Origin of the sequence: Emticicia sp. C21, assembly GCF_003418935.1 — a bacterium.
Taxonomy (GTDB): Bacteria; Bacteroidota; Bacteroidia; order Cytophagales; family Spirosomataceae; genus Emticicia.
In genome coordinates this window covers 144617-169034 of record NZ_QVMT01000006.1, presented here as the reverse complement: position 1 = coordinate 169034, position 24418 = coordinate 144617, and the positions used below count along the sequence as shown (strand labels likewise).

At 39.6% G+C, this 24418-nt stretch carries 24 protein-coding genes; 16 read left to right on the top strand and 8 right to left on the bottom strand.

The genetic code is table 11. The features are described 5' to 3' along the window. Positions 1 to 14: 14 nt before the first annotated feature. From D0T08_RS15370 to D0T08_RS15360, 3 genes are all read right to left on the bottom strand, one after another. On the bottom strand, positions 15 to 476 hold the full coding sequence (locus D0T08_RS15370) for a YHS domain-containing (seleno)protein (RefSeq protein ID WP_116983553.1): 462 nt from the start codon (positions 474 to 476) through the stop codon (positions 15 to 17). Positions 477 to 493: 17 nt separating this feature from the next. Beyond that, on the bottom strand, positions 494 to 943 hold the full coding sequence (locus D0T08_RS15365; protein ID WP_116983552.1) for a YHS domain-containing (seleno)protein: 450 nt from the start codon (positions 941 to 943) through the stop codon (positions 494 to 496). A 69-nt stretch (positions 944 to 1012) separates the two neighbouring features. After that, positions 1013 to 1633, bottom strand: coding sequence for a LysE family translocator (locus tag D0T08_RS15360; RefSeq protein WP_116983551.1), 621 nt, complete (start codon positions 1631 to 1633; stop codon positions 1013 to 1015). A gap of 231 nt (positions 1634 to 1864) precedes the next feature. On the opposite strand from D0T08_RS15360, the gene cysC reads away from it, so the two are divergent. Both cysC and D0T08_RS15350 read left to right on the top strand, forming a co-directional pair. Then, complete coding sequence (cysC, locus tag D0T08_RS15355) at positions 1865 to 2386, top strand: adenylyl-sulfate kinase (protein WP_116983550.1); 522 nt, start codon at positions 1865 to 1867, stop codon at positions 2384 to 2386. After that, positions 2383 to 3306 (top strand): methionyl-tRNA formyltransferase, encoded by a 924-nt coding sequence (locus tag D0T08_RS15350; protein WP_116983549.1) that lies wholly within the window; start codon positions 2383 to 2385, stop codon positions 3304 to 3306. The genes cysC and D0T08_RS15350 overlap by 4 nt, the downstream gene beginning before the upstream one ends. Positions 3307 to 3323: 17 nt before the next feature. Here D0T08_RS15350 and D0T08_RS15345 read toward each other — a convergent pair whose 3' ends face one another. Together D0T08_RS15345 and D0T08_RS15340 are read right to left on the bottom strand one after the other, a co-directional pair. After that, on the bottom strand, positions 3324 to 4289 hold the full coding sequence (locus D0T08_RS15345; protein ID WP_116983548.1) for a hypothetical protein: 966 nt from the start codon (positions 4287 to 4289) through the stop codon (positions 3324 to 3326). Beyond that, on the bottom strand, positions 4270 to 4977 hold the full coding sequence (locus tag D0T08_RS15340) for an aspartyl/asparaginyl beta-hydroxylase domain-containing protein (RefSeq protein ID WP_116983547.1): 708 nt from the start codon (positions 4975 to 4977) through the stop codon (positions 4270 to 4272). The genes D0T08_RS15345 and D0T08_RS15340 overlap by 20 nt, the downstream gene beginning before the upstream one ends. A 256-nt stretch (positions 4978 to 5233) precedes the next feature. Between D0T08_RS15340 and D0T08_RS15335 the strand changes: the two genes are divergently transcribed. The 4 genes from D0T08_RS15335 (at position 5234) to D0T08_RS15320 (ending at position 10868) form a co-directional block, all read left to right on the top strand. Continuing rightward, the gene (locus tag D0T08_RS15335; protein ID WP_116983546.1) at positions 5234 to 6868 is read left to right on the top strand and encodes a YceI family protein; all 1635 of its coding nucleotides are present in this window, start codon (positions 5234 to 5236) and stop codon (positions 6866 to 6868) included. A 95-nt stretch (positions 6869 to 6963) separates the two neighbouring features. Next, complete coding sequence (locus D0T08_RS15330) at positions 6964 to 8787, top strand: serine hydrolase (RefSeq protein WP_116983545.1); 1824 nt, start codon at positions 6964 to 6966, stop codon at positions 8785 to 8787. A 72-nt stretch (positions 8788 to 8859) separates the two neighbouring features. Continuing rightward, positions 8860 to 9963, top strand: coding sequence for a sialidase family protein (locus tag D0T08_RS15325; protein WP_116983544.1), 1104 nt, complete (start codon positions 8860 to 8862; stop codon positions 9961 to 9963). A 260-nt stretch (positions 9964 to 10223) separates the two neighbouring features. After that, on the top strand, positions 10224 to 10868 hold the full coding sequence (locus tag D0T08_RS15320; protein WP_116983543.1) for a YceI family protein: 645 nt from the start codon (positions 10224 to 10226) through the stop codon (positions 10866 to 10868). A gap of 94 nt (positions 10869 to 10962) precedes the next feature. Here the strand turns inward: D0T08_RS15320 and D0T08_RS15315 are convergent, their stop codons facing one another. From D0T08_RS15315 to D0T08_RS28075, 3 genes are all read right to left on the bottom strand, one after another. Then, positions 10963 to 14553 (bottom strand): M1 family aminopeptidase, encoded by a 3591-nt coding sequence (locus tag D0T08_RS15315; RefSeq protein WP_116983542.1) that lies wholly within the window; start codon positions 14551 to 14553, stop codon positions 10963 to 10965. Beyond that, positions 14550 to 15470 carry an ABC transporter ATP-binding protein gene (locus tag D0T08_RS15310; protein ID WP_116983541.1) on the bottom strand — a complete coding sequence of 307 codons (921 nt, stop codon included), beginning with the start codon at positions 15468 to 15470 and terminating at the stop codon, positions 14550 to 14552. Before D0T08_RS15310 ends, D0T08_RS15315 begins: the two co-directional genes overlap by 4 nt. Before the next feature lie 71 nt (positions 15471 to 15541). Further along, complete coding sequence (locus tag D0T08_RS28075; RefSeq protein ID WP_255413519.1) at positions 15542 to 15664, bottom strand: hypothetical protein; 123 nt, start codon at positions 15662 to 15664, stop codon at positions 15542 to 15544. Between the two features lie 65 nt (positions 15665 to 15729). Between D0T08_RS28075 and D0T08_RS15305 the strand changes: the two genes are divergently transcribed. The 10 genes from D0T08_RS15305 to D0T08_RS15260 all read left to right on the top strand — a co-directional run bounded on the left by D0T08_RS15305 (position 15730) and on the right by D0T08_RS15260 (position 24341). Then, positions 15730 to 16752 (top strand): sensor histidine kinase, encoded by a 1023-nt coding sequence (locus tag D0T08_RS15305; RefSeq protein WP_116983540.1) that lies wholly within the window; start codon positions 15730 to 15732, stop codon positions 16750 to 16752. Beyond that, complete coding sequence (locus tag D0T08_RS15300) at positions 16742 to 17470, top strand: LytTR family DNA-binding domain-containing protein (RefSeq protein WP_116983539.1); 729 nt, start codon at positions 16742 to 16744, stop codon at positions 17468 to 17470. The genes D0T08_RS15305 and D0T08_RS15300 overlap by 11 nt, the downstream gene beginning before the upstream one ends. A gap of 161 nt (positions 17471 to 17631) precedes the next feature. Beyond that, positions 17632 to 18135 carry a hypothetical protein gene (locus D0T08_RS15295; RefSeq protein ID WP_116983538.1) on the top strand — a complete coding sequence of 168 codons (504 nt, stop codon included), beginning with the start codon at positions 17632 to 17634 and terminating at the stop codon, positions 18133 to 18135. Between the two features lie 10 nt (positions 18136 to 18145). After that, on the top strand, positions 18146 to 18835 hold the full coding sequence (locus D0T08_RS15290) for a Fe2+-dependent dioxygenase (protein ID WP_116983537.1): 690 nt from the start codon (positions 18146 to 18148) through the stop codon (positions 18833 to 18835). Between the two features lie 85 nt (positions 18836 to 18920). Beyond that, a complete protein-coding gene (locus D0T08_RS15285) occupies positions 18921 to 19466 on the top strand; it encodes a hypothetical protein (RefSeq protein ID WP_116983536.1) in 546 nt (181 codons plus the stop codon). A 14-nt stretch (positions 19467 to 19480) separates the two neighbouring features. Further along, positions 19481 to 20014 (top strand): phage tail protein, encoded by a 534-nt coding sequence (locus D0T08_RS15280; protein ID WP_116983535.1) that lies wholly within the window; start codon positions 19481 to 19483, stop codon positions 20012 to 20014. Positions 20015 to 20106: 92 nt separating this feature from the next. After that, positions 20107 to 20640 carry a phage tail protein gene (locus D0T08_RS15275; RefSeq protein WP_116983534.1) on the top strand — a complete coding sequence of 178 codons (534 nt, stop codon included), beginning with the start codon at positions 20107 to 20109 and terminating at the stop codon, positions 20638 to 20640. A gap of 112 nt (positions 20641 to 20752) precedes the next feature. Beyond that, on the top strand, positions 20753 to 21442 hold the full coding sequence (locus D0T08_RS15270) for a hypothetical protein (protein WP_116983533.1): 690 nt from the start codon (positions 20753 to 20755) through the stop codon (positions 21440 to 21442). Positions 21443 to 21729: 287 nt separating this feature from the next. Continuing rightward, a complete protein-coding gene (locus D0T08_RS15265; RefSeq protein ID WP_147322785.1) occupies positions 21730 to 22740 on the top strand; it encodes a hypothetical protein in 1011 nt (336 codons plus the stop codon). Next, the gene (locus D0T08_RS15260; RefSeq protein WP_116983531.1) at positions 22728 to 24341 is read left to right on the top strand and encodes a carbohydrate-binding domain-containing protein; all 1614 of its coding nucleotides are present in this window, start codon (positions 22728 to 22730) and stop codon (positions 24339 to 24341) included. The genes D0T08_RS15265 and D0T08_RS15260 overlap by 13 nt, the downstream gene beginning before the upstream one ends. The last annotated feature ends 77 nt before the right edge of the window (positions 24342 to 24418 follow it).

Here is a 24418-nt window from a genome sequence, read left to right as displayed (position 1 = left end):
ATTTTATAGCACGATTATTGAAAAATATTCATCCAGCTTTTATCGGCTTTCGATTTGAGATTTGCCTCATCTTTATTCCATTTTGGCAGTGTATTATTGGCCCATGAATGATAAAAAAGATAGAGTTTTCCGTTTAAAACCTTAAAGGTTTCCGGGTCGATTTCTACTTTCTCGCCTGTAGCTCCCATCGCATAGGCACACCAACCGCCATATTGAGGTTCATATTTTTTAGGGTCTTTTAAAAATGCTTCTTTGTTAGTTGCATTGGCAAAGCGATAGGTTATGCCTTCAAAATTTACACTGAATTGCTTATTTCCTTCTACAGCCTTATTCTGATTAAAATATGCTACCGGATCGTAGCCCTGAATTGCCAGACCGTTTTCAAGATTAAACTGTTTTGCTCTGGTGGCAGATTGGGCAAAACCTTCAATTGATAAACCTAGTAGCAGGCATATAAAAAAATATCGGAGTTTCATTTGGGTATTGTTTAGATTTATTCTTTAGACTTGTTGAGAGAAGGCCAGTTATCGCTGGCTTTTTTGATGCGTGTCGGAATATCTTTCGACCATAATTCTTTTACTTTTTTGCTATAGTTCAGGTAAAGTTTATCATCAACAATTGTCCAGGCGTTCGGGTCGGTTGGTGATTTATGGTTCTCACTTACACCAAAGGCACAAAAACCACCGAACTGTGGCGCATATTTAGCCGGATTAGCCTTGAAGGCATCCAAATTTTCCTGAGAAATGAATAGCCATTTAGTGTTACTCCAGACATAACTGAATGTTTCTTTGCCTTCAATGGCATTGCTTTCTGTAAAATAGCCTACAGGGTCATAGCCATTAATGGCTATTCCATTTTTTTCGTAAACGGCTTTTTCCTGAGCAAAAACGCTTCCTGAGAATAATAATAAGAGAATAACAATCAGAACTGGTTTGTTTTTCATTTTAATAGAGATTTATTTTTTACAAAATTGGCAGATTAATAAAAGCCCAATTGTCGGCTCAATGACAATTCATAGAAAAATTCTGAAGGTTTGAAATACCGACATGGCGACAAAAAATAGCCCGATAGCTTTGTCAAGCGAATACTTCTCAAATAAACTCAGTAGTCTGATTTGAAAACGATAGGCTAGCCAGGCAAAAATCAGTAAAATAAGAAATGCTCCTAAAGCTGCCCCAACGACAAAAGAGAGTTGTGAGCTAAATGATTGTAGGCTGAAAAATGACTGGAGGTAGACCAATACCACTACCCAGAAAGGTAGTAATTGAGGATTGAGTATACCCTTGATAAATCCGCTATAAATCTCTTTTGATTGGGTAGTAACCTTTAACTCTATGCTCGATTTGGATACGTAATAGAAACTGTAAATGCCGATTAGCAAAAAAAAAGGGATAGATGCCAGTTCTAAGATTTCAAATACCTTTTGATTTTTTGTTAATAAATTCTGGCTTTTAAGAGCAATTATTGTGCAGATGATTTCGGGTAGTGTTCCACTAATGGCAACCCAAATACCAGTTTTAAAGCTACGGGAAAGTGTGGCCTGTACTACTGCCAGATTTACTGGTCCGGGTTGAATAGAGCCAACAAAACTTATGAAGGCTGTCAGTAATAAAACAGCTAATGCTTCAGACATACATCGATTGGTTTTACACAACAAATGTATCTGACTTATAAATAACAAATTGTCGGGTTGCCGACAATTGAGTCTCAATTATGATTGGTAAAACAGTGTTCTGAGTAGCATAGCTAAGACTATAAAAGGCAAAAACTTTTACGGCATTATAGATTAAAGTGCGCTCTTCACCTTTTTGCTTTTATAGTTTTTGAAAATTATATTAGCATTTCAAAATTGAAACACGTTCAGATGATGCTTTTACAAATGACGGGGCTCTCAGGAGCTGGCAAAACTACAATTTCAAGTCATGTAAAAGAGCATTTGCAACAATTAGGCTACAAAGTTGAGCTATTGGATGGCGATATTTTCAGAAAAACTTTATGTAAAGATTTAGGATTCTCAAAAGAAGACCGTTGTGAGAATATCCGTAGAATGGGTTTTGTGGCAGATATATTAACAAGGAACAATATCATTGTTATCATCGCAGCCATAAACCCTTATGAAGAGATTCGCCGGGAATTACAGGATAAGTATGGCGCAAAAACCATCTGGGTCAATTGTGCCATAGAAACATTGAAACACCGCGATACCAAAGGACTATACAGAAGGGCTTTTTTGCCGGAAGGTCACCCTGAAAAAATCAATAATCTGACGGGAGTGAACGATGTTTTCGAAATTCCGCAAAATGCCGATTTAGTGCTTGATACCAATCAGGAAAGTATAGCGCAATCTGTGCAAAAGGTCATCCATTTTATCTTACAAACCCTATGAGAGTAGCCCTGATTTGTAATACCATATCTGCTTTCCCCCTATTGCATTGGTTAGATTCACAAGGAATTCTGGCTGGTGTGGGTATTAAAGAACAAAAAACTGACTTTTCAAACGACTTATCGGTCATTTGTCAGCAAAAAAAGTTGACACCTCACATTTTTAAAAAGGAGAATCTTGCTCAGCAATTGTCAAGCTGGATTCGTATAACCAGAGCCGATATTGTATTGGTTTTAGGGTTTTCTTATAAAATTCCGAAAGAGGTTTTAAAACTACCCCAACTGGGTTTTTATAATATTCATTTCGGGAAATTGCCCCTTTATGGTGGAACTTTCCCGGTATTCTGGCAAATAAAAAATCAGGAAAAAGAAGGATCTCTAACTATTCATCAAATCGATGAGAATTTCGACTCAGGGCCAATTGCCATAGAAATTCCTTTTGAAATCAAACCAATCAATACTTTTGGCATTGTTGAAACCAATTATAGCCATATGAGCATCAATGGCGTTTTTCAGTTATTAGACAAAATATTGAAAAATACCTTGAGTCTGAAGCCTCAACCCAAGAGAAATCAGGTACTACTGCCAATACCTACAGCTAAAGACATTATCATTAACTGGCAGACCATGAAAGCAGAGAAGATTCTGGCTTTGATAAAAGCCTGTAATCCCTGGAATCGTGGCGCAATTGCCCGTATCAATGGCATTGATGTAAAGATTATTGAAGCAAAAACAAGTAGCGCTTCAAGCAAGAAAGCAGGAGAAGTGATACAACTCTCTGCCAATGGCATGCAGGTGAGCTGTATACAGAATACTGCTTTGGATATTAAAATACTTTACTCGCAATTCGGGTATCTGGAGGGTGAAACATTAAATGCTTTTGGCGTAAAAGAAGGGGATGTTTTTGAGAAGATATTGGTTTAAATATTCAAACTTATCAGCTAGTTCTTAGACTTATTTTCCAAAAGTTTATACATCTTAAATACTTTTTGCTGGTAAGCAGGTATCTCATCTTCTAACGGTTTTTCCTCAAAAACTGTATTAGGTGATTTGCTATGAAAGTGTGTTCGTTCTATCATTTTTGTTTTGATAGTTTCTTCAATATCAAGGTTCAGAAAAGACACTATTCTATCAAATATGGGTAAGATGCCGTCGGCATAATTTACAAAAATGGACTTTTCATCATTTCCAACGATTCTTAGATAATTTTCGAAATACTTTTCGAGTACTCTTGAAATGTATACTTCACGTTCCAGAAACAAAACATCATTTAAATCATAGCCAAACAAAGCTGGCTGAATCACTCCGGGTGCTGCGTGCATTCCCGGGCTTTTGAGTTGTGAACGAATTACCTCATCGGGTCTACGGTAGGAGAAAATAAAAGGTGTGTCGGGATATAAAATACGAAGTTTCTCATAATAGAAAATATGCCAGCTGTCTAGTTTGACAAATAGATGTTTTTCATGTCCAGTTCGTTTTTTTCCTAGTAATTTTATTACACTCCTGATTAACACGTTCATTTCTTCTTCCTCAATCTCAAATTTACTAAAGAAAATTTCCCGCATCACTTCATCAAGAATCGGCGCTTCGGAAATAACTATATGCTGAGGGTCAAGCGAAAGTAATTGTGCTAAAAGTGTAGAACCGCATCTTGACACATGAAAAATAAATGCCGTTGGTTCAATGGCAGGTACTTTGTTCGCAAAATCAACTAAGCCTTTGAGTTGCGTGTTTGGTTTAAACATTTTCCTGTTTTCCTGATAAACAGTACATTTGGATGTACTTTCCTGAAAAAAAGGCTCGGTAAATGTTTTATCAGCAATGTAGCGCCATTCGCACAGAATTGATTCAGAACCACGTAAATCTAATTTATATGGTATCCAATCTTTAAGCGGGTAATCCTCCATTGGCACTTTCGATTTCGGCTTTTAATTGTAGAATCAGGTTTTTAGCAGTATCTGTTCCCATTAATGATAATTGCTCTATCATCATCAACTTTGTTTGTATATCGTATTTGGGCTTTTTTTCCTCTTCAAAATCATAACCTATCTCAGCAAAAAGCTTATCCGACCAATCGTTCCGAAGACAGTCTAGCACCAAATGAATTCTATCATTTTCGCCCTCATTCGACACATAATGTGGAAGATTAAAATTGGCATACCAACATTCTCCGGGTTTCATGGGCAAAGTCTGGCCCTTAAGCCTGAATATCACTTTTTCGTTGGTCTGAATAGGAATATGAATCCTGAAAAAATTATCTTCATATCCACCATCAGCATCCTTATGTTCTTTGATATAGCTCCCGGGTGATAAAGAAAGCAAACGAACTGTCTCTTTGGGGCACTCGAATGAATCAATTATCGATTTGAAATAAGGGCATTTTTCAAGGGTTGGTGTATTCTGGCAAGAAGCTTTTGGCGTTGCCAGAATATCTAATTCTTTTCCCGAAATAGATCGTAGAGCAAAACTTGTCCAGGTTCCTGTAAAATCATTTTTGTTAAAATGCAAACTCCATTCGCTAGCTTGGCAAATACTCAAATCTGCCCTGAGTTTTTGTATATCAAACAAAAACGGAAGTCTACACGACTCCATCATAGTATTATTGATTTTTAATTATTAAAATCACACCTGTCAACTACATCCAAATTAACGAAAAAAATAATTAATTGTGAACTGAATTCTTACAGCTAAAGTACAGAAAAGCACTATTTTCTTGGGATTTCAAATCTAAATACACCTTTCCAGATTCTCCCAAACAAATTTACATTTTATTAACATCTTTTTACAAGCTATTCACAATGCTCGAGGTAGAGGTATTTATATTTGTTTAAATTCCTGATACAAAAAGAAAATGTCAAAACACTTTTACCTCTATGCTTTGTTAATGTTTGTTTTCTGCACTTCCTGTAAAGAACAAATCAAAACTGACCTTTCAAAGGATATCAAGTATGAAATTAAAGATATAGGGCCTAACATCATGGCACGTAATATAAAAAAAGGCAGCAATGGCACCATTCTTATTGCTGGCCCGAACAACGAATCATTTGGTGATGTTTTTCGATACGACCCTTCTGGGGCGGGGAGAGAATCTTTTACTAATCTTACCAATAAAATAGGTCAGCACAGATTCTGGGATGTTCTGGAGGATCGCAGAGGAAACCTTTGGTTCGCTACTATTGACTCAGGTATTTATCATTACGACAGGAAATCCCTTAGGCATTTCACTACAAAGGAGGGTCTTGCCGATAATCAGGTTAAGTCTGTTTATGAAGATAAAGCCGGCATTATCTGGTTCGGCACCGGAGCTGGAATAAGCCGTTACGATCCCAACCTGGTAGGTGGAAAATCTTTTCAAAGTTTTACATCTCCAAACGCCCCGCTTTTTTATAAAGAAGGACTCTGGAATAATGAGATCAATACAATCATTGCAGATAAAACAGGGAAATTATGGGTTGGCACAACGGGTGATGCTTTTGTTTATGACGGAAAAAAATTCACCACTTTAATCCATTTAGGCGAACCCTTTCTCCACGTTACGGCTATAATGGAAGATAGAAGAGGAACTATATGGCTCAGCGGTTACAATGGCTTTAGAGGAGGCCGTAGACCCGGTGGCCTCTACCGCTATGATGGTAGTACCTTTACTAAGGTATCGGAGAGAGGTGCTTATGCTATAATCCAGGATAAAGAAGGGAATATCTGGACAACTGGCCCGGTAAACCCTGCTAATCAGGCGGTCCAGGCACTTTCCCGTTATGATGCAAAGTCGTTGTATAGTGATAATCCCGATGTAACCGAAATTATGTCAGGAAAGGCTTTCTTCGGGCTTCTGGAAGCTAAGGATGGAAGTATCTGGTTTGGAGATGCGACCGGAGTGTATCGTTATAATGGAAAGACCATCACAGACTTTTATAATAAAGATGGTCAGAAAAAATATAGCATAGATACGAAGCAAAGTGCTGTAATATGGAAAGGTTCTGCCCTACTTGGTGGATGGGAGGGCACTCAATTTCTTGGTGATGGTTCGCATACGGGGGACGTCGATATATTAAAAGGAGAATTGTTGATCGACAATCGTCATCTGATGGGCGGTGCACTTGAAGTCGACATGAGAACCATTGAAAATTTTGTTGATCAACGTTCACTCAATCAATTATCTCCATTTTTTGATGTCAAAAAATTCCCTGTTTCTACATTCACAATTACCAAGGTTGAAAAATGGAATGATGGAAATTTAAGAAATGAAGGAAATTTAAAAGTTACAGGCAAACTGACCATTGAAGGTATAACGAAGTCAGTTACTTTTCCAGCCAAAATCTATTTTAAGGACGGAATGGACGGAACTGTTGAGATAAATGGCACGCTGAAAATTGATCGAACAGACTGGGGTATCGATTATGCATCAGAAAAACGCTTTAATCAGTATGGTGAGGGAGCTATTTCGGATGAGGTTAAACTACTTATGAAAATTGTAGCAAAGAAATAACAAGGTTAGAAATAATGTGCGTCGCTGACAATTTCATAAGCTCCAAATCGCTGGCAGCCTATCACGAACAATAATCAAACTTTCAGAATAAACTCATGAAACAGACAGCAACTCTTTTAACATCAGTGCTCCTTATACTTTTTGTATCCACTAAAACTATTGCCCAATTAACACCTCAAAAAATTGATTCATTAATAGAAAATGCGCTGGTAAAGCTGAAGGTAGCTGGCGCATCTGTAGCCATTGTTAAAGATGGCAAAGTAATTCACCAGAAAGGATATGGGCTTGCTTCTGTTACAACAAAAGAAAAAGTGAATGAATATACCAATTTTCAGATTGGATCAAATACCAAAGCATTTACAACGGCTGCACTTTCTATTTTAGCCGATGAAGGCAAACTTAAGTGGACCGATAAAGTAAAAGACCACCTGCCTGAATTCAAAATGTATAATGATTATGTAACAGAGAATTTTAATATACAGGACCTTCTAACGCATCGCAGCGGACTCGGATTAGGGGCTGGAGATCTGATGTTTTTTCCTGATGGTGCTAATTTTACCATGAAGGATGTTCTGACTAGCTTTCAATACTTTAAACCTGTTTCTGCTTTTCGAACCAAATATGATTATGACAATTTACTGTATATCGTGGCAGGAGAAGTAATTGCCAGAGTCAGCGGTATGAGTTATGACCCATTTGTCCAGAAACGAATTATTGAGCCTTTACAAATGAAAAATACATTTGTTGGCAGTTTGATGAAAGACAAAAGCAATCGGGCGACACCGCATTCAGCAGTGTCCGGAGCCATCAAAACAATTGACGCTCAGGATGTGGGACTTGGTAGCCCTGCTGGTGGAATATTTTCGAATGTGGCGGATATGTCAAAATGGATGCTGGCTCAACTAAACAGAGGTAAGTATGGAGCTGATTTAAAAACATCATTATTTTCTTCGAAAAACCACGATGAAATGTGGCGCTTGCATACTGTTTTAGAAACCAATCGGTTCCCAAGATACAATTCTCATTTTAATGGCTATGGTTTAGGTTGGTTCTTGACCGATGTAAAAGGAAATTTAAAAGTATCGCACACGGGAGGATTACCAGGAATGATATCAGAAGTAACTATGTATCCTGATTTGAATCTGGGGATTGTCATATTAACCAATTCAGATGAGGGTGGCGCATTTTTGTCGGCGGTTTCTGGTACTATTGGCGACAGTTATTTAGGTCTGGACGATTTTGGCTGGACTGATAAAGTAGCAGGATGGATGCAGTATCAGAACAATATGGGTGATGTAGTAACAAAAAAAGTCTGGGAAAAAGTTGAATCAGCAAAAAATGTAAAAGTCAACAACTATGACTTTATCGGAATATATGAAGACCCCTGGTTTGGAAAAATTGAAGTGTTTGAAAAAGATAAAAATTTATGGTTCAAATCGTACCGCTCTCCAAAATTAAATGGTCCGATGGCTTTTTATAACGCCAATACTTTTGCTATCAAATGGGAATATCAGGCTATGAATGCCGATGCACTGGCCATGTTTTCATTGGATGAAAAAGGCAGAGCGCAATCAATAAAAATGAAAGGCATTTCGCCAAATATTGACTTTAGCTTTGATTTTCAGGATCTGGACTTACAAAGGAAAGATGATTTTAAAGCTTATGAAGGATACTATACCTTTCAGTTTGAACCGGGGAAAGACGTGTACATAAAGATATTCACCAAAAATAACCATCTGACTTTAAGTGAAACATGGAATGGAGGAGAAATTACTTTTGATCAACAGTCTGAACTGGAATTTTTGAATGAAAGGGGAAATTACCCGTTAAAGTTTACCAAAAATAAAGAGGGGGCCATTGTTGAGGTTCTTGTACATAATAAGGATGTATGGAAAAAAGCTAATGATTATAAACCGTAATCCAAGCAATTATCCCACCTGCTACTTTCAATAATTACGAATTAATAAGGTTTTACTTTAAATTATAAGAATATGAAAAAACTATTTGTATTTATTCCGGCTATTCTCCTGGGATTATTTCTACTGAATTCTTTTGTACTGAAAGAAAAGGAAGCAAAAAAGAAAATAATAAAAGAGGGCAAATCATCGGAGATTGCCAACATCATTTTTAAATCTACTGATGGCGGACAAACCTGGCAGGACATTAGCAAAGGATTGCCTGAAAAATTGCAGAGAGAAGGTGTATGGAGCAATGGTTTAATTGCCAATGACAATGGGCTCTATTTACGTGCTGGCAATGGAGTTTATCATAGTGAGCCAAATTCTACAACTACTTTCTGGACAAAAGAGAGTTTCCCCGGTAAGCAACGTAACATTAGCCCCAGCAAGAATGGGATATTTGCCTTTGATTTCAGAGGGCAATTTTTAAAGAAAATTAATGGAACGAGTGATTGGTCTCCTATATACGCAAGTTTTCAGGAGCAAGCCGTGCGTATAGACAACAAAGTAGATTGGATGTACACGAATTATAAAGCGAGACAAGTAAACACCGTTTTTGAAACTGCCGGAGGCACAGTTTTCATCGGTGCTGGCAACAACCTTTTCAGATCAGCTGATAATGGGAAAACCTGGAAACGAGTGCAAGTTGGAGGCGGCTTCATGAAATTGGCAGAGCTAAACGGTGTACTTCTGGCTACCTACAAAGATGGAGTACTAAGATCGACGGATGATGGTCAAAACTGGGAACCTGTGATTGGTGAAGGGGGTTATGGCATCGCTGTGGAAAGTATTAATGGAGGCTTTGCTGCTATAATAAACAACACAAAAACCCGGACAAACACCATACATATTTCAATGGATAGTGGGAAAACCTGGAATGCTATAGGCGAAGACCTTCAGCCTTCGTGGAGTAGTGTATTCATGAGAAAAGTAGGCTTACTTAAATCTTCATCGGATATTTTATCTATCAAGCAAATGGGTAAATATTTAGTATGTGGTCGCGCAGATGGTATATTCCGGTCAGCTGACATGGGCAAAACATGGCAACGACTAGCACTTCCTCCAACAGAAAATTTTGGCTTCAACTTATCTGTTGTGGGCAACGCGATGTATGTCATACCCAATAAAGGATGTTGAAATCATTTGTCAATTATTAAATAAATACTCGTTGGGTGAAATTGAATATATTATCCCTACGGGATATGGGGAAGGAATAATTAATATTTCTCTACCTATATATCGTCCCTACGGGACTAAAATCATCATTTAAATATCCCGCAGGGATGCTATATCGGTAGAAAATATCAAAAAAATACCACAAAGTCCTGTAGGAACGATAAAATAAAAGTGTTCAAACCTATTCCCCCAATGGGTTAAATAAATATTATTTCCATACTATGAACAACAAGCTATTAATCACTTACTTAATTTTAATGAGTACTCTTTTTTTCCTGGGTTGCAATGGGTCTGGAAAAGAAGAAGATAAAAATAATTCATCAGCAAGCTCTACATCTCTCGGAGAAAAATATGTGGTGGATACGACGGAAAGTGTGGTAACTTGGCAGGGTTCAATGTTATTTGATTTTAAGGAAGAACATATAGGATACGTTCATCTATCAAAAGGTGACTTGATGATTGACAAAGGTCAATTGGTGGGTGGTAAATTTGAAGTAGACATGAATACAATGGAATATGGAGACAAGGAAAATAAAAATACACCCATTAAACACCTGAAATCCGCTGATTATTTTGATGTCGAAAAATTCCCTACTTCTACTTTTGCTATTACAAAGGTCGATTCTGTGATTCGTGACAATATAAAAATTACAGGGAACCTCACTATTAAAGGTGTTACAAATGAAGTTACTTTCCCGGCCAGAATAGATGTTAAGGATGGAATTGCCAAGGCTAATGCCAAACTAACCTTTGATAGAACAGATTGGGGTATTCGTTATAGATCCGGGAAGTTTTATGATAATTTAGCAGATCAGGCTGTTTCTGATGACGTTGTACTTTTGATGGAGATTGTAGCTAAAAAATAAATAGCTGAATCCTGATTTATGTTTTGGAATTCTTATCGCATGTTTAAATATTGTCATTCCTTTGAAGCCGGAATGACAATATTTAAACAGCCTCTCAATCTACTTTTGCATAATTATCTTCTACATTCCAATCAATTAACAAATGATTTGGGTCAAAACTAACTTTGCCGGGTCTGCCTTTTACAGTCACTGTAATGGTCTGCTTATCTGATTTAATCAAGTGCTTTTGCAGATAGAGTTGTTTTCCTAACTCCTTTCCCTGCTCAGCAGGTGCGTAGATTCCTATTTCTATCCAATCTTTCATTGGAAGTTTAGTCTCTACCCCGATACTATCCACTACCAGTTTTTTCGCCTGCAGGTTAATTATCACCTGCCATTTACCCTCTGCAATAGGTTTAGCAGTAGCTATTTCTGTCTTCAACTCCCAAAAGGTGTTTGCCTTGAACAGGTCGTGTAGCATATACTGTAACGAATCCGGCGTTGCTACTTGTAGCTCCCGGTAGAAATCAAGTGATGTGGGCATTGGAAGAGCTCCCGGGTGATGCTTCTCTAGTAATTTCCTGAGCGCCTCGTTTACCCGGCCTCTACCTATATATTGGCTTAGCGCATACAGCGCGAAAGGCCCTTTACGGTAATACTGATACCAGTCGCTAGCCTGTAATAGTGGCAAAGCCGCTCGGGTACGCGGATTTTCATTCTCTTCCCTCAGGAAGCTCAGGAGTTGCTGGAGGTGTTCAGAACCGTATTTATCTTCCAGAACCCCCATGGCAGAATACCAAGCCAGACTTTCTGAAAGCATCCCTGCTCCCTCAACCAGGGCAGGTGTTAATTGTCCTCCCCACCATTGGTGCCCCATTTCATGTGCTACCGTTGCTGTTACCAGATCAAACCCTCTTGGGTCATCTTTCGGGTTCAACAGGAAGAAACTCTCTCCTGCCGTAATAGTAGCAGGTGTAGAATGATTACCAAAACTATAGCTGGGATAGGAAACAAACCGAATCAGCCGATGAGGATAAGGGCCAAATTGTTGGGTATAATAGGCCAGCGAGGCTTGTATACTTCGCGTCATGCGTTCCAGATTCTCCGTTTGACCCGGGTCATAGTAAATTTGTATAACTACATCGTTCCACTTTCTTTCATATACAGCATAATTGGCTGAAAAGAAATTATATTCATTCCTGATAGGAGCATCAGTAACGTAGTGGAAGTATCGGCGGTGGCCTTTGACCCAGGTGCTACGTAACGTACCCGGTGCTATTGCGGTCTGACTACTATCGGTGCCAACGACCGCTTCGAAAAGGATTTGCTCTTTGAAAGGTGCATCTTTACGTGCATTAATAGCATAAAGTGAGGGTATTTCAGGTCGTGCAGGGAGATTATACGCTTTTCTCTGACCTACTTCATTCAGTTCCTTGTATGATTGATATCCAATAGTAGGCAACCAGTCATAATTTTTGAAGTTGGTTCCGTTAGTCATCACAGAGGCGTCTGCTCCAATATTCGTAAAGCCTTTAGCTTTATAATTTACCTCAAAACTGAGTTGCAATGAGTCTCCGGGTTGGAGTGGTTCGGCAAGCGCATAAATCCGGTAACCCAATTTTTCATCAGCTAGTACCTGCTTTGCCGGCCAGTCAAAAGCAACATCAGTAGTCTGAACTTCCGCCGCAGTAGATAGATGGATAGAGTCAATGGCTACCCTGGTATTGTTTAGCAAATGAAAAGTACCACGTATTTCTGCTTGCCGCTGCTCAGGATAAATCTCAACATTAAGATTAATTTTTGTCAACCGGGGTTGTGGTCGATTCTTATATAACCCATAGCGTTGCTCGTACGCAGCCCGTTGCTCCATTGTTTCAGCGGGAGTATTGTATTCGTTAAGAATATTGGTATTATAGAAAATGAAACCTCCCAGTAAGATGATACTCCCAACTGAAACCGCAGCAACCAAAGCTGTAGAAGATGTAAAACGACGGCGGGCAAGATAAAAGCGTGAAACTAAACTTACCTCCCGGCTCCGTACCCAGAACAGCCTTGTTAATACAGCTAATAAAAGTGCCCATGCGACCCAATACGATTTGAACCAGAGCCAAGGTGCAAGGGAAGTACCGAAACCAACCATATCTGTATAAGACCATTCCGGACTTGCGCTAAAAATAAGGAGCTTGTGCTGAATGCCCAGCTTACCCGCATAGACAATGAACCCATAGGTTAGCATTGCTACCATATGGCCTATGAATTTCTGATTGATTAACACATGCACCAAGAGAGCTATCAGCGCAAAAAGCAGACAATCGACCAACTGTAGCCCGAAAAGAACTGGCAGATACAGACCGATTTCAATACTGGTACCGCCTATGCCTGCTTGCACTGAGATTCCGGTAATCATCACCAATATCAGCCATACCAAAAGTACCATGCTCAGTGCCAGAAACGGGCTCAGGATAAGAACCCATCCTGATACTGGCGCAGCGTTGGTAATCTCGCTTATTCTAACTTCCCGATCCCGCCACACCAGTTCTCCAGCGTAGTAAATAGTCAGCAGGGAGATGATAATCCAGAAGAACTTCGGTTCTGTCAGGGGAGCTGTCAGATAATGCAGAACCTGGTCAGTTCTGGGCAGCAAAGGCACGCCTTTTGCCTTTAGGTTTCCGTTCCCAGGGGCGGCTATTCCCATCATCAGGGCCAAAACTGCCAAAAGAGGGAGACCCGTTCCGCTTTTGGAAATTTGCAGAAAGGCTTTCCAGGTAAGGAGGCGTAACTGGCATAGGCTCGTGCCAAATCCATAAGTTCCCCTCACCTGTGACAACGCTTTCGCGGTTCCCCATTTTAATTTTTCATGGGGTGCTATAGTTGATTTTAGATTTTTAACAGGTTTTTGCTTCCGGCTTGTTTCTGGTAAAACGAACTGGAATCGGAAATACGTAAATGTCAGCAAACCAATTGAAATCCCTAGCCACAGGAGACGATTTGCCAGAAATAAACCCTCTAACAAGAACAGTCGTGTATTCCTCTCCAGCGGACTCCAATCATTCTGGTGGTTCATAATGGAGGTGAAACTCATAGGGTCTACGAGATCACGCAATTCTCCTGTATTCTGCATAAGTACCCAGAACAGGTAGGCGGCCATGAAGAGAATCAACCCTCCCAGATAACTTCCCATAGTGCGGCAGCTGAGCGCTGCCAGCGAGAACTGAACTGCCGTTGCGATAAAAACATTGGGTAATATGATATAGAAAAAGGCTGTCAGATAGGATGCCAACCGGAACGGACCTAGAATTTCAGCCTCTATGCCAGAGAAATATAAGGCAAACAAAATACCCAACGGTATGGCGAGCATCGTAAGAACATTAAGGACAAGGGCAGCGAAGAATCGCCCTCCCAGATACTCGGCTTTACTGGCGGGGGCAGTATAGGTAAGAGAATGCATCCCTGTCTGTACATCGCGGGCAGCGGCATTGCCCGCCACAGACGCGCCTATTACGAGCCAATGGACGATGCATAAGACCGCCACAGTAGCAATGACAATAGGCGCATTGAGTAAGAAATAGCCCTCATGTGCATCATAGCTATAATTCTCTGTCACAACCAGAAAAGCAAAACTCAATACAGCTAAGAAGTAGAGCCAGGTAGTGACACTACGTAATTGATAGGTGAATTCAAGCTCAAAAATCTTTAAGAACTTCATTTTTTCTCCTCCTTCAATGTCTGCGGTTGAACATAATGGCCCGCCATGGTACTGAAGTACAGGTCTTCCAGATCGGGCTCTACTGGTTCAAAACCGTTGCCGGGACTTTCCTGATTATATACATGCACCATTGTGCGGCCTGCTAACATTTTGGCAGAAATCACCTGATGCGCCTGCTCCAGGGCAGGTAATGTACTTTTATCCGTCAGTTTATGCCAGATTCTACCTTTGAGTGCAGCAACTGCTTCCATTGGTTGGGCCTCCAATAGAATCTGCCCCTTATTGATAATGGCCATATGTGTGCATAGTTCTGATACATCTTCCACGATGTGGGTGGATAGGATTACCACACTGTTTTCCCCCAATTCACCTAAAAGGTTCAGAAAACGCACGCGCTCTGCCGGATCCAATCCGGCCGTTGGTTCGTCTACGATTAATAGCTTTGGGTTATTAAGAAGAGCTACTGCCACCCCAAAGCGTTGTTTCATACCACCTGAGAAGCCACCCAGCTTTTGCTTGCGCTTATCCCAGAGATTCGTTTGTTTGAGTAAAGTCTCAGTAACTTCTCTTCGCTCTGCCCGATTGATAATACCTTTCAGCACTGCGAAATGGTCTAGCAGTTCCTCCGCGCTTACTTTGGGATAAACGCCGAATTCCTGAGGAAGATAGCCCAGTGTCTCACGCACCTCTTCTTTCTGGTTCACTACATCTATATTTCCTAAAAATATTTGCCCCTCATCCGGCTCCTGCAAAGTGGCAAGCGTGCGCATAAGCGTTGATTTACCGGCACCATTAGGGCCTAATAGCCCAAACAGGCCTGAAGGGATGTCGAGTGATACATTATCCAATGCCTGGGTGCCATTCGCATAAGTTTTAGAGACATTGCGGATAGATAGGCTAAGGGGATAGTTTTTCATAATTCTGATCTGGTTTTATCGGTCAAGCTTTTTTGATTAAAGCACTTTTATAATACTTTCTTTCTCTGTTTTCAGTACAAATCAATTATCACCAGATTAAAAAGCGAAAAGCGATATGCTAATGCTGTGAAGTAATCGACCAATGTCTGATTCGCTTCTGCCAAAGCACTGGCAGACCTGATTGAACCTTTCATAGATTGGGATAAAACCCCGGTCGATAAGGTGGTTAGCAAATGGTAGGAAAAGCTATCTTTGTTCTATGAATCGAGTTAAAAATATATTCAGGGTAGTACATATCGTTCTCTGGACGCTGTTCAGCCTGCTGGTAGCCTTACAATTAGGAGGCGAGAATGATCCCAAATGGTTTACTACAACTCTGGGATTTATTCTGACATGTTTGTTTGTTTTTTACAGCCATTTCTTCCTCCTGACGCACTATTCAGGTAAAAGAAAGAAGCGGGCATATAGGGCCAGACTGACAGCGATTGCTTTGATGGGGCCTTTTCTTTTTTCGTATTTTCATTACCTGAAGCTTCATAGCTGGTCTGCTTTCTTTAATAATTATTTTATGGCACTACTATCTATTGTGCCTATTTTTCTCTTTCTCAGCTGGCTGGCGAGGGTCACAGAGAATCTGGTGCTTAATACTATTATAAAAGAGCAGTTGGAGAAGCAGGCTGCGGAGGCTGAGTTGTATTACCTCAAATCGCAGATTAACCCGCACTTTCTGTTTAATACTCTCCATAATATCCACACGTTGGTATATAAGCAGGCTCCGACAGCGCCGGAGGCAGTTTTGCATCTGGCTTCGCTTATGCGATACATGATTTATGATTCAAACGCTTCTACCGTTCCGCTGACTAAGGAAATGACCTATTTGCAGGATTATATAAGTTTGCAGCAACTCCGGTATAAACAGAGTCCGGTGGTGGATTTGAAGATAGGGGGAGAAACAGGAATCTGCCATATCGCTCCTCTATTGTTCATTCACCTGCTTGAAAATGCCTACAAGCATAGCCCCGCGAGGCTTAATCCCGGCGATTTGAAAATCAGAGTCGAGGTAGCGGAAGAAATACTTACTTTCAGCGTCCAGAACCCCGTTAATAAACATCCAACCCATCATACGCTTGATGAACCTGGTGGTATTGGCTTGCCGAACGTCCGGAAAAGACTAACTTTGCTATACCCGGATCAGCACACTTTGGAAATTCACAACACGGGTGAAACTTTTACCGTTGTTCTCAAAATTCATGGTCTTCAATTAAAACCTCATGAAAGATAAGCTTACCTGCTATATCATTGACGATGAGCCGCTGGCGCAAGAAATACTGGAAGAATACATTGCAAAAGTTTCTTTTTTAAAGCTGAAAGGTAGTTTCGCAAGTCCTCTGGAAGCGGCTGGTTCTCTGGAGAAAGACCAACCTGATCTTCTGTTTCTGGATATCAACATGCCGGATCTGGACGGGCTTAGTTTTATTCCGATGCTGAACCCTAAACCGATGATTATACTGACTACGGCCTATGACCAATATGCCTTAAGGGCTTTTGAAATGGAAGTAAAGGATTATTTGTTAAAACCCTTTTCGTTTGAACGATTTTACAAAAGCGTACTGCGCCTGTATCAGGAACAAACCCTCAAACTGCAATCTGAAACGAAAGAAGTTAAAGTAGAAGCGAAAAGTGAACAGGAATATATCTTCCTGAAAGTAGGCCATCGCATACAAAAAGTAGTAGTCCGTGATATTCTTTTTGCGGAGGGAATGAAAGACTACCTGCGGATTCATACCAGAGAAGAGAAGATTATGACACTTCTGAACTTCGCCAAGCTGGAAGAATTGCTTCCCTCGCAGGATTTTGCCCGCGTGCACCGCTCTTTTCTGGTCGCTATCGACAAAATTGACCACATCGAAAAAAACAGGATTCAGATTGCAGACCAGATTATCCCTATTAGTGATACCTATGCCGAAGCTTTTTATAAAATGCTGAGAGGATTGCAGTAGAGTGAGTTTTTAATTGATTTTCTTCGTTTTTATTTGATCATTTCTCGAAACTTACCACTTAGTAAATAATTTAAATTTTAACTCTATAAAACCAAATAGAAGACTTTTTATATGATTATATTTACTATTCATTTATATACCCAAAAAATAGTCTGAAACTTGTGAGTCAGTCAGAAGAAGTTATCTTTTCAAAAATCATTGATTTCATTCAGAAAATCGGGATTCCATTTGAAATTTGTGAAATAAATCAGGAAATGTTTTTGCCCGGATTACGCATTGAAAACGGGGTTCTGCAAATTGAAAAAGAGAAGCTGACTTATATAGGTGATACTTTACACGAAGCGGGCCATATTGCCTTGATGACTCCGGAAGAGAGGGAGAATAACTCAGGAAGTTTGGAGAATGAGGTACATAAAGCAGCAACCGAAATGGCTGTTATTGCCTGGACTTACGCCGCCTGCCTTGAGATTGGAATTGAGCCAAGTGTAGTTTTTCATGCCTATGGGTATAAAGGCGAGTCAGAAAACATTATATATAACTTTAGTAATGGTCATTATATAGGAGTACCCATATTACAATGGTATGGAATGACTAATGAGAGAATAGATTTAGCCCAGAGTAAGACAATTGCTTATCCGGAAATGATTAGCTGGCTAAGACAATAAAATTGTAACCATGAGTCTGATACATATACCTCAACTATTAAAGCCTGAAGAGCTTTTAAAGATTGATTTTCTTTTTGAGAAAAGTCAATTTGTTGATGGTTCGAAAACTGCCTCTCTGGCAGCAAAGTCGGTTAAAAATAATTTACAGATTGATACCAACGATTACGAAATTCTTCCACAATTACAATCCATTATTGTTCAGGCATTAGAAACAAGTCCACTTTTCCAGATAGCCATATTGCCCAAACATATTTATCCGGTTATCTTTAGTAAATACCTTGAAGGCATGACATACGGATGGCATGTGGATAGTCCACAAATGCGTAATCCACATATAGGGGGCCCTGTTATCAGAACGGATTTAGCAATGACTATTTTTCTGTCTAAGCCAGACACCTATGAGGGAGGTGAGTTAATGATTCATGGTTCGCAGGGAATTACCTCTTACAAGCCTAATAAGGGCGATGCGGTAGTTTATCCCTGTATGTACCTACATTGTGTAAACCCAATCACGAAAGGAGAACGCCGTGCTGCTGTAACATGGATACAAAGTGAAATAGCTTCTATTGATAAACGACAAATATTATTCAATCTGAATCAGATTCATGGCTCGCTTTATCAGAAAGACGCAAATTCAGTTGAGGCAAATTTATTGCTGCAAACACATAGTAATTTATTAAGAATGTGGCTTGCTGAGTAATTGGACAATACCATAAAACCAGTTGAATTGTCACGAAATAAAAGTTATAATTGAGTACTTTATTAAAACTCTAAATATTAGAAAAATGTCAAACAGTCGTAGAAGTTTTTGCAAAAACGCTGTCTATCTAGGCATAGGAGTTAGTTTCCTTCCATTGGTTACCTACGCTAAGGCTAATAATCAACTTAACGGAAACAAAGTATTGAGTTTGAAAAAGAAGGCTGATAAAGTAGTAAATATATATGGCAAAATTTGCTATGAAGATTTAAAGCCCGTTAAAAACGCGATTGTTGAAATCTGGCATAATAATTCAGCAAGTGAGCCAAAAACATTTGAATATGAAGGAAAACTCATAACTGATGCAGAAGGGAATTATACTTTCGAGACCGATTTTCCTGAAAATCATTTTGAAGAAGGGCATTATAGAATGAGCCGGATTTTCTTTAAAATTAAAGATAAAAATGGGAAAGAGGTTTTGACAAAACTCTATTTTGGGGCTTCGGGAAAGGCTTTTGTGGATGGTTTTCATGTGAGCAACACACATGAAAAATTGAGAGATGAGTTGCCTAAGACAAAAAAAGAAAATGAAAATTTTTCAAAAATCCAGTTTAATATCTATCTCAACTATTAAAGAATTATAAAGCCATGGAAGGTTACATTGCAGAAATCAGAATGTTTGCAGGCAATTTTGCTCCCCGGGGTTGGGCATTTTGTCAGGGTCAATTATTATCTATTGCTCAAAACACAGCACTTTTTTCACTCTTAGGCACTACTTATGGAGGCAATGGCCAAACTACTTTTGGTTTACCAGATCTTAGAGGCAGAGTACCTATAGGTACCGGACAAGGGCCAGGACTGACAAGTAGGAATTTGGGTGAAGTGGGGGGTAGTGAAACCAATACTTTATTGATAAGCCAAATGCCAGCTCATATACATACGTTAAATGCCTCCGCCAATGGCCCAACAATCAATACCGCTAACGGAAATCTATTAGCTTCTCAGTCGCGCTCAAATGGCGGAACAATGCCCAATGTTTATGCCCCCAATTCAGGTGCGGTACCAATGGGTGGCTCTGCAATTGGTGTTGCAGGTGGGAGCCAGCCAGTCAATAACATACAACCATATCTTGGTATAAACTTTATTATTTGTATGGAGGGCATTTATCCTTCAAGAAATTAAGGTCGATTATGCTATTACATAATCCTGATATAAGGATTTTGATTTTTGGTAAAGTTCAGAAATTTATCTCAATCATTAAACGACATCATTGTATGGAAGGAACTATTGGAGAAATCAGAATGTTTGCAGGAAATTTTGCTCCTAAAAGTTGGGCATTTTGTCAGGGTCAGCTTTTATCTATTGCACAAAACACTGCTCTTTTTTCAATCTTAGGTACTACCTACGGGGGTAACGGACAAACTACTTTTGCGTTACCGGACTTTAGGAGCAGAGTACCTGTAGGGCAAGGGCAAGGACCAGGGTTATCTCCTATAGATTTAGGAGAAGTGGCCGGTAGTGAAACAAATACTTTAACGATAAGCCAGTTACCAGCTCATATACATTCGTTAAATGCTTCTGCTAATGGGCCTACCATTAATACTGCCAATGGGAATCTGTTAGCCTCTCAATCACGCTCAAATGGCGGAACAATGCCTAATGTTTATGTCGCTAATTCAGGTGCGGTGCCGATGGCTAACTCAGCCATTGGTGTTACGGGTGGGAGTCAACCATTTAATAATATGCAACCATATCTTGGCATGAACTTTATTATTTGTTTGCAAGGAATTTTCCCATCAAGAAATTAAGAAGAGTGTGATAGTACATACTTTTCTAATGAAGACTATTGGAAAAGTAATAAAACGATGACTATTTTTTATGTTATTCTTTGCCATATTTCCCATGTAAATTATTAACAAAATGAAAACTATCTACCATATTAATCGAATATTTATTGAACAAAAGTCTTCGACAACCAAAAACTATATGGCTGTATTTGCAGTCTTTTGTCTATTTTTGTTGAATATTGAAGCTGCCAAAGCTCAAAATCCATCAGTAAGCATGGATTCTAAAGGGGTTTTAGTACCCCGAATGACAGCAGCACAAAGAAGCCCTGGAATTGCTGCCCCTGCTACCGGATTATTGGTGTATCAAACAGATGGTGCAAGTGGGTTTTATTATAATGCGGGTACACCTAACACACCAAACTGGGTCAGACTTACTGGTGAGCCTTCCATGGGGCTGGGTTCTGCATTCTTTACTAGTACTGTTAACCCTGACACTCCGGGAACAAGGCAAGTTCCAATTCCGTATTCACCTACTAATGTAGTTACTATTATGCCAGCAGCTGCTAATTGTACGGCCATATACCTGGAAACTGAGACCGTTACAGCAGCCCCTGTTTCATCATCTACGGCAACTTTATACAAAAACGGTAATCCCACTGCACTAACAGTAATTGTGAATTCAGGTGCAAATATAGGAGATAAAGTAGTTGGTTTAGGAACAGGCTCGATAGCAGTAGCTGCAGGAGATAAGTTAACTATAGGTGTTTCAAGCGCTAATCCAGCCAAATATATCAAAATGAATGTTTCTTTAAATTGTAAATGATATTTCTTTGCTTAGCATAATACTCTGCTGCCTTATAAGTAGTAGACATTTTTAAAATCCCCAATTTTCAATTAAAGGTCTGATAATTTATCAATTCTCAGACCTTTTTTGTTTCTTCCTATTTTAAAAGCTTTCTGTTATTCTCAATAATTTCATTAGTTAAAACTCTGAAATCGTTTAACCCCTTATTTATTTCACATCTTTTTATAAGCCATACCACTCTTTTGTTCTTCTATTCGTCTTTGTTTTTGAAAACCGATAAAATATTTCCCAAATTAATCACCAATATGAATAGAAGAGGATTCGTGATAGTTAGCTTATTGCTAATGGTAGTTTTAATTTTTCATTCCTGCAAAACTGATGACATACTAAAAACAGCCAGTATTTCAGCACTTAATTGTTCAGAAGCTACGTTTTCGGCTACTGCTACCAGCGGTGTATCTTATACCGCAACTGCGAGTGTTCCTTACACAGGTGGAAATGGCATTGCTTATCCTGCCGGTACTGCTGTCGCATCCTCAGGTGTCACAGGTTTAATAGCCACCTTATCTGCGGGTACGCTGGCTAGTGGCAATGGAATTGCCAGTTTCGTTATTACAGGCACTCCTAATATTGCCGGAACAGCTAGTTTTTCAATTGAATTAGGTGGACAATCATGTATACTGGCTTTACCTGTTGTTCAATCCAAAGCCAATGTGTCTACCTTGACGGGTACCATTACTCCAACTACCGGCACGAGCGGAACTGCCTATACAGGTATTATTATATTAGACTATACAGGAGGAAATGGCGGTACTTATGATGCCTCTACGGCTTCGTCAACAGGTGTTGAAGGGCTTACTGCTACATTAGCTGCAGGCACTTTAGCTAATGGTACTGGGAAATTAACTTATACCATTTCGGGTACTCCTACCTCAGCTGGTACTGCTACTTTTAATATCAGTTTTGGCGGACAAACCTTTACCGTTACTTTAACTGTGGCAGCGGGTTCTACAGGTACGGCCAATCCTGCTAAAGATACTGTAGTGATTGTCTACTCAGGTACAACTGCGACTGTAAACAATGCTTTTTCCAATGATGGAGTAAGTGTGGCGGTAAGCGGAGCAGATGTTACGATAACTTCTAAAAATACTATCAAAGAAATTGTATATCTGCTATCAGGAACAGCTTCAAAAGGCAGTTTCAAGATATACAGCGAATATAAATTTAATATTACCATGAAAGGGGTAAGCCTGACCAACAGTGCAGGCCCGGCCATCAATATCCAATCAGGTAAAAAAGTACAATTAATGTACTAAATGGTACAACTAATAACCTGACTGATGGTACAACTTATGCTACCAGTGGTGAAGACCAGAAAGGCACATTTTTTAGCGAAGGGCAATTGATTTTTATGGGTACAGGTACGTTGAACGTAACCGGAAACTATAAACATGCTATCGCTTCAGACGATTATGTTGCTATCAGCGAAACTAATTTGATCGTAAAATCGGCAGTTAAAGATGGTATTCATGCCAATGATTATTTCTCGATGGATAACGGAACGGTGAATATAACCGCCTTGGGTGATGGTATTGTGGCCGAAGAAGGATATATAACTATTAATGGTGGTTCAATAACTGTAAATAGTGTAGATGATGGTATCACTGCAGCCTACGATGGCACAGATGCGAGTATTACACCTTATGTCTTAATTAAAGGCGGCACTATAAAAGTGACCACAACCGGAGATAAAGGCAATGCTATTAAAAGTACAAGCTATACCTCAATCGGTACGGCTGATGCTGTAACGCTAAATGTAAACGGTAAAGGTGCTAAAGGAATTAAAACGGATGGAGACTTTACGCTATCTGCTGGTACCATAAAAATCAATGTCTCTGGTGCAGCTTATTATGTAACTGCTGATGCTGATATTGCTGCCTCTGCCGGAATTAATTGTGATAAAAATTTAGCCATTAAAGGCGGGAATCTTAGTATCACGAATACAGGGGCCGGTGGAAAAGGAATAAGTGTAGATGGCACAGCAACTATTAGTGGGGGTACGACTACCATTTCGGCAACAGGTGCTACTTATACATACAATAGCTCTACAACCAGTGAAGCCAAAGGCTTTAAAAGCGATGGTGCTTTTACTATTACCAATGGTGAGCTGAACATTGCTGCCACCGACGATGGTATCAAATCAGAAACTTCTGTTACGGTGACCAACGGAACTATAAATATTACTAAATCAAGAGAGGGCATAGAAGCGCCAATCATTACTTTTGATGGTGGTGTAACAAATGTGACATCTACCAACGATGGCATTAATGTAACAAAAGGAACAGTGAGTGGTGGAACAGAATCTAATGATGGAAGCAATCTGTTTATTAATAACGGCATTGTAATAGTAGCAGGCAGTGATGCGATAGATAGCAATGGAAACATTACGATAAAAGGCGGGACGACCATTATATGTGGCCCAACTAATTCGCCGGAAGAAGCGATTGATGTGAATGGTACCTTTCTGGTGAATGGAGGAACTTTAATTGCAGCAGGTTCAAACTCTAATAGAGCAAAAGCCATGAATGCTACTTCTACACAAGTAGGTATGTACTTAAAATCAAGTGCTCAATTGGCGGGTTCTTCACTAATCCATATAGAGAATGCAGCCGGAACGGAGCTGGTAACATTCAAGCCTAAAAATGCGGTTTATTCTTTCCATTTTTCTGCACCGGGCTTAGTAAAAGGAACGCAATATAAAATATATTTTGGCGGAAGCTATATGGGTGGAGGTTTTGTTGGCAATTCGTCAGGATGGGGATTATATACCGGAGGAAACTATTCTACCTCGGGTGGCACCTTAAAAACTACTACTACTACCTCAACCACTAATACAGTTAATACCATTACTTTTTAAAAAGTAATGATTAACCATGCAAAAAAGGCTGTCTTAAAAGGGCAGTCTTTTTATTTTTACAAACTACACAATTTGTA